General features: G+C 43.4%; 5 protein-coding genes. 4 read left to right on the forward strand and 1 reads right to left on the reverse strand.

Features of this window, described 5'->3' with window-relative positions:
* A partial coding sequence (locus IT291_03315; protein MCC6220252.1) for a long-chain fatty acid--CoA ligase occupies window positions 1-1,749 on the reverse strand: 1,749 nt, incomplete at its 3' end.
* Between the two features lie 148 nt (window positions 1,750-1,897).
* Between IT291_03315 and IT291_03320 the strand changes: the two genes are divergently transcribed.
* The 4 genes from IT291_03320 to IT291_03335 all read left to right on the forward strand — a co-directional run bounded on the left by IT291_03320 (window position 1,898) and on the right by IT291_03335 (window position 6,508).
* Window positions 1,898-3,556 carry a response regulator gene (locus IT291_03320; protein MCC6220253.1) on the forward strand — a complete coding sequence of 553 codons (1,659 nt, stop codon included), beginning with the start codon at window positions 1,898-1,900 and terminating at the stop codon, window positions 3,554-3,556.
* Between the two features lie 22 nt (window positions 3,557-3,578).
* On the forward strand, window positions 3,579-3,947 hold the full coding sequence (locus tag IT291_03325; protein MCC6220254.1) for an Hpt domain-containing protein: 369 nt from the start codon (window positions 3,579-3,581) through the stop codon (window positions 3,945-3,947).
* Between the two features lie 222 nt (window positions 3,948-4,169).
* The gene (locus tag IT291_03330) at window positions 4,170-5,474 is read left to right on the forward strand and encodes a serine hydroxymethyltransferase (GenBank protein ID MCC6220255.1); all 1,305 of its coding nucleotides are present in this window, start codon (window positions 4,170-4,172) and stop codon (window positions 5,472-5,474) included.
* Between the two features lie 83 nt (window positions 5,475-5,557).
* Window positions 5,558-6,508, forward strand: coding sequence for a GDP-mannose 4,6-dehydratase (locus tag IT291_03335; GenBank protein ID MCC6220256.1), 951 nt, complete (start codon window positions 5,558-5,560; stop codon window positions 6,506-6,508).
* Window positions 6,509-6,537 lie beyond the last annotated feature (29 nt).

Genomic DNA, 6,537 nt, shown 5'->3' on the forward strand with positions numbered 1-6,537 from the left:
GATAATTTTGCGGATTTTTTCGTGGTTGGGTAGTGAGTGGTTGATTTGCTCTACGTCATTCCATATTAGTTCGCTAACGATGGGGTTATCGTGCAATGGATCTTCGAGTGACATTTTTTTGCTTCTCGCGTATTGCAATACTTCCTTCTCGTTAATAACTACGATTGCAACGCAAAAAGCTCTCCCTTCGCCTACTAGCATGGCTTGATCTATGTATTTGCTAGATTTCAGCCTATCCTCTATCGGCACGGGTGCTATGTTCTTTCCATAGGATGTTACGATTATTTCCTTTTTTCGCCCTACAATGGAAAGATGGTTTTCGTTATCTATCGAACCAAGATCCCCAGTATGGAACCAGCCTTCCGCATCCCATGACATTTTAGTTGCTGTCGGGCGAGCGTAGTATCCCACCGCAACGTTTGGTCCTCTAAAACATATCTCGCCATCCGGCTCTATCTTTATTTCAATATCAGGCGCAAGCACTGGGCCAACAGCTCCAAGTTTTAACTTATCGGGTCTATTTACGTTTGTTGCTACGCATGTCTCCGTAAGCCCATAACCTTCGACGATTTTTATGCCCAACATGTCGAAGAATTGTGCTACTTCGAGGTTGAGCTTTGCGCCACCAGATAGAATATATTCGAGTTTGGAACCAAACAACGATAACTGAATCTTCGCTCTAATCGACGTTAACAGACAGTGAAGAAGTTTCCACACTATGTTGCAATGGCTCGCGCAGGAGGAAGAGGAATAGTTTTTTGTGGAAGCCATCAACGTCAGGCGCAGCAAATAGTTGCTTAAGCCGTTTTCATTTGCCTTGGCTTCAATGGCCTCCTTCATCTTTTCGAGAATTCGTGGAACTACCGGAACTACGTGTACATTGCTCTCAGCTAGATCGATAGCAAGTGACTTTTGATTTAGACGAGATGAGTGCCTGTCCGCAACTCCAGGGAATTTTAGTGAAGCCGAAGTTAGAAACCCCAATAGTCCAATTAATTTTGCGAAGGAATGTGCCAATGGAAGAAACAGCATTATGTCGCAGTTTTCTGGCAGTATTCCGCTTTCCAAGACTTGCCTAACGTTAGCGAGGTGATTGCCATGAGTTTGCATGACTCCTTTAGGAGCGCCCGTAGTGCCAGAAGTGTAGACGAGAGAGGCAAGATCAGTTCTCTTAACGGACTGCCAAGTATCGATGGGCTTATCTAAAGGCATCTGAAAGATTTGCTCGAGTGATACATTTAATGGATGCTCAGTTGTGTTCTCAAACGAAACTATGTGCGCGATGTCAATAGCAGTGTTTAACTCAGACCTGTCTTCGGTCGCAGGGAAATCATAGCGGCTAGCCATTATAGTCACTAACTTGTCTAGCTGCTCCTGGTTTTCTACGAAAACAATCTTTGAATCTGAATCAAACAGAATGTAGGCAATGTCCTTGGGAGGGAGCGATTGATATATGGACACGACTATGCCGCCTGCCGACATGATAGCAAAATCAGCTTCTAGCCATTCGGGACGACTTGCGGAAAGAATAGCAACTTTTGTGCCTAAGGTGACTCCTAGCGACGCCAAGTGATTAGCTATCTTGTCGATTCGCTCTCTAGCGCCTTGGTATGAAGTGCTAACCCACCTCCGGTGTTTGTCCTTAGTAATGCAGTGCTCAGCAATCAGAGACTGAGAATACAGGACTTTGTCTGAATAAGTAGACGATATTTCTCGAAAAGCTTCGACCAAGTTATTATAATGCTTCATATATTTGTTTGCCCCTCATAGTTATTTTTATTAATTAAGTTAGCAAAGCGCAATGTCGATTAATAAGAAGCGTGTTGTATTGGTATCAACCTATAGCTGTTAACATTAAAGTGTTTTTAAAGTTATTTGACTATAAGCTACTGTTATTATGGAAAATAAAGTAATGGCTGGTGATCCACACTCATATAGAAATTCAAAGCCATCTCTGGCGGTTGATGGCGAGTTGATGCCATCAAAAGGTGCTACCAAAGTGTTGTTCGTCGAGGACGATTCAATTGATCAGCTTACATTTGAGCATTACGTTAAACATCAGAAAATAAACTACGATTACACCATTGTAAGGGATGTGAGGGAAGCTGTTGAGGCAATCGAAAATAATAGTTTTGAGGTAATTATAGTAGATTACTTATTGCCAGATGGAACTGCTTTTGATGTTCTTCGAGCATCGCAAAATACTCCAGTAATATTCATTACGGGAGCAGGAAACGAGGAAGTCGCGGTAAAGGCTATTAAGTCCGGAGCCTATGATTATGTAATTAAGGATAATACCAATAATCACTTAAAGGTTCTGCCGATTACAGTGGAAAAGGCCTTGGAGCGTTATTCTACAGTTGAGCGCAAGCGAGAGCTCGAGGATCAGCTTAGAGTATCAGAAAGGCAAGCCTATACCGGAAGCGTTGCTGCCGGCATAGCTAACGACATGAACAATATTTTGGGTTCCATTCTTGGATTTGCGGAGCTAGCAAGCGATGATGTCAATAATGTAAGCGAGCTAAACAAAGATATAAAAGAGGTAATCTGTGCAGCAAAGAAGGCCACTTATTTACTTCAAGAAGTGTTGTCTCTAAATTACAGCGGAACCACTAGTGCCTCGCCTCGCAAGCCCACTGCTTTTGGTCCCGTGATCGATACCGTATTGGATCGCATGGCTTCTTCTATACCTACAAGCGTAACGGTTAGTAAGAAGGTTAAAGAAGTTGCTGGTAACTACAGCATAGATGCGGGCAATGCCTATCAGATTGTAAATAATTTATGTGCAAATGCCACTGCAGCTATGAAGAGCACTGGAGGAGTCTTAAGTGTGACGCTCACTGAGATAGAGCGAGGTGCTCTGCCTGCGGCAGTTGCTGGCGAGATTCGCTGTGACTACTGCACTAGACTAACCGTAAAAGACAGTGGTTTGGGAATGGAGCCAGCAGTGAAAAATCGAATATTTGAGCCCTTCTTTACTACGAAAGCTCCAGAATCAATTGGCTTAGGCCTCGTAGTGGTAAATAGCCTGGTGCTTAAAGCTGGAGGTGTAATAAAAGTTGAGAGCGAAGTGGGGAAGGGAACAGTAGTTGATGTTTATCTGCCTTATCGCAAAGAGTCGCAAGAGAACTTGTCGAGTGACTTGTTGCTTCCAAAAGCCAATCTAGAATTATTGATGGGCAAGAGAATTTGCATTGTCGAAGGGGACGAGCAGCTAACCAGGTTGTTTAATAGAATTTTTTCTGATGTGCCCTGTGAAATAAAAATATTTTCGAGTAGCAATGAAGTGTTTAACAAGTTTACGCCCACTAATAGCTGTGACTGCGATATTATTATTTTAGACGATACTATCGACAGCGTCGATAGCCAAGTTCTCGCTCGCCGAATCGCAACTCTGGCCCCATCTACCCCTATAGTAGTGTGGTGCAACTATTTAAGAGAGCTTTCTCAACGCTCGGTGCGAAAGATTGGAATGGGTTATTATTTAGATAAACCACTTGAGATTGAAAGGCTTCTAAGGACTTTGACGTTAATTGCCGAATCTGTCGTAAAGTAATTACTGCAAAAACGCTTACTGCATGAGCTCGCAAAATAACCAGGTCTTATTCAACGAAAAGCAGCTGCTCGAATCCGTTTTTGGAGACGCAGTCTTCCTGCGAAAGCTTTTAGATATTTTTCTTAACGATTCACAATCGTTGTTGATCGAGATCGCTGAGGCGCTTGATATGTCCGATGGAAACACGCTTCGCCGAAAGGCCCATTCAATGAAAAACTTGGGCCGCAATATATCTTCTCAGTTGTTAATAGACATCGCATTGGAGCTTGAGAAGAATGGAGAAAGGGAGGTTTTTTCCGAGGCAAAAGAGAAATATCCAAAGCTTAGAGAACTTGTGTTTGAACTTCAGAGAGCCGTTCGACTATTTATTGACGAGTCTATTCCGAACTGAAAAATGTGACGGCACATTAGCGCATTTGCCTTCGAATCCTTAGGTAATTCTACTAATTTCGCTAATGTTATAAAAAGCCGTTTTTTTGCGATCTTATTGAATCTCTTGGTTTTTTATGCTAGATACCGACGACAACGACGTTTGTCGAGTAATTTTTGTCGAGTAAACTGATCCATACCGTTTGTTACTATTTATTATTTGAAAAATTGGAGAATTATTTAAATGTCCGACATGCATAGTCCTTTGCAGGAGGTCGATCCAGCTATTCACACCTTAATCGCGCAGGAAGAAAAGAGTCAAGCTAGTGTTGTTCGCTTAATTGCTTCTGATAACTATATTTCTAAGGCAGTTAAGGAAGCTACTGCTAGTTGTTTTGGGAATAAGTATGCCGAGGGCTATAGTTATGTGTGGAAAGATGGAGAAAGGCAGAGGAAAAACGGCCGCTACTATCAAGGACAAGACTATATTAACGAAGTCGAGACAATTGCCATAGAGCGATGCTTGAAGTTATTCGCTCCTGGCAAAGAAGATCAGTATCATGCCAATGTTCAGCCTCTTAGTGGAGCGCCGGCAAATTTTGCAGTTCTGAACGCTCTGTTAGAACCAGGCGAGCGAATGTTGGGGTTAGCTTTAGAAAGCGGTGGGCATTTGACGCACGGACATAAGGTTAATGTTACTGCCAAATTTTTTTCTGCTAGTCAGTTTAAACTAGGCGCTGATGATAGGCTCGATTACGACTCCATTAGACAAATAGCGCGCGAAGTTCGTCCTAAAGTAATGATAGTTGGGACTACTGCGTACCCAAGAGCTATCGATTTTGCAGTTGTTGGGGATATCGCCAAAGAGGTAGGAGCTTTCCTTGTGGCAGACGTTGCTCATATTAGTGGTTTAGTCGCTACTGGCTGCCATCCGCATCCCTTCCCACATGCAGATGTCATGACCATGACTACGCATAAAGTATTGCGTGGGCCACGGGGTGGTATAATTGTTTGCAAGAAGGAATTAGGCGAAAAAATAGATCGTTCTGTCTTCCCTTCGTTGCAAGGCGGACCTCACATGAATAACATCGCTGGGATAGCCGTTGCGCTTAAAGAGGCTTTGCGCCCTGATTACACTGCCTATGCAAGGCAAGTCGTTGCAAATTCCAAGAAGTTGGCCGATCGCATGCTAGAAAATGGATTTTCGCTAGTTACTGGCGGAACTGATAATCACATGATTGTGTGCGATGTTACAAAGGGCAGCAGCGACATTAGAGTGCAAGGTGGAACGTGGATGGCTAATAAAATGGAGAAGGCTGGCTTGATTTGCAACAAAAATTCAGTCCCCGGAGATGTTAAGCCGTGGGTTCCTTCGGGAATCAGAGTCGGTACTCCAGCGATTACTACCGTGGGTTTTAAGGAGGCTGAGATGGTGATGGTGGGAGATTGGATCAAACGAGTAGCGATGCACGGGGATGACGACAGTGTGCTCGAAGCGATTAGGAATGAAGCGGCGGAGCTTATGTCTAGGATGTCAGTGCCGCTATAACGAGGCATGACAGAAGACACTTCTTGTCGGGGCAGATAATTCTTTGTAAGGACTAGAGGACGAGGATTAAGAAAGTGGCTGATGTGTTGGTTACAGGAGTTGCTGGCTTTATCGGTTCGCATACGGCGGAATTTCTCCTGAAACGCGGAGATAGGGTAATCGGGATAGATGATTTAAACGATTTCTATCCAGTTTGTCTTAAGGAAAATAATCTAGATATATTAAAAAGCTATAATGATTTTGTCTTTATTAGGGGAGATATAGTCGATTATGGCGTTCTGGCAAACATTTTTCGAAAGAATGCGATAAGTCACGTTGCTCACTTGGCTGCACGTGCAGGTGTAAGACCTTCTATACAATATCCGCTTATTTATGAACGAACGAACATTGGTGGCACCTTAAATCTTTTGGAGTTAGCAAAGGAGCATAGGCTTCGGAATTTCGTTTTGACGTCATCATCCTCAGTTTATGGTAGCTCCAGAGAAGTCCCTTTTCGGGAGAGCGATAGCGCAACCGATAGGCCTATCTCTCCTTATGCGGCAACCAAAAAAGCCACCGAAGTGCTGGCGTACACTTATCATCATTTATATGGCATTAACGTCAATGTAGTGCGGCCGTTTACGGTTTATGGTCCGCGTGGGCGACCGGATATGGCTCCCTGGTTGTTTATAGAGGCGGCTATTAAGGGAACCCCAATTAGGAAGTTTGGCAATGGGACGTCTCGGAGGGATTACACTTATATTGCAGATTTCGTTTGTGGGTTTGTAAGTGCGCTAGATCGCGTCTATGGTTATGAAATATTTAATCTGGGCAACTCACAAACTGTTCAATTAAATGATGCTCTTAAGATCGTATCTGATATCGCAGGAAAGAAATTGCATGTTGTGGAAGAGCATAGTCAGCCGGGAGACGTGGAAATTACCTATGCTGATATTGCCAAAGCTAAAGATAAACTTTCGTATTGTCCGCTAACGAGTTTCCGCGATGGAATGCAGCTTTTTTTTGAATGGTATAATGAGAATATTCAGCAATAGGCTACATAGCGGCTGAATCGCTCTTAACC

This window comes from Deltaproteobacteria bacterium, assembly GCA_020845775.1.
Taxonomy (GTDB): domain Bacteria; phylum Bdellovibrionota_C; class UBA2361; order SZUA-149; family JADLFC01; genus JADLFC01.

Coding starts and splice junctions, on each gene's coding strand:
- IT291_03320 (MCC6220253.1), top strand. CDS start 1,898: ATGGAAAATAAAGTAATGGCTGGTGATCCACACTCATATAGAAATTCA.
- IT291_03325 (MCC6220254.1), top strand. CDS start 3,579: ATGAGCTCGCAAAATAACCAGGTCTTATTCAACGAAAAGCAGCTGCTC.
- IT291_03330 (MCC6220255.1), top strand. CDS start 4,170: ATGTCCGACATGCATAGTCCTTTGCAGGAGGTCGATCCAGCTATTCAC.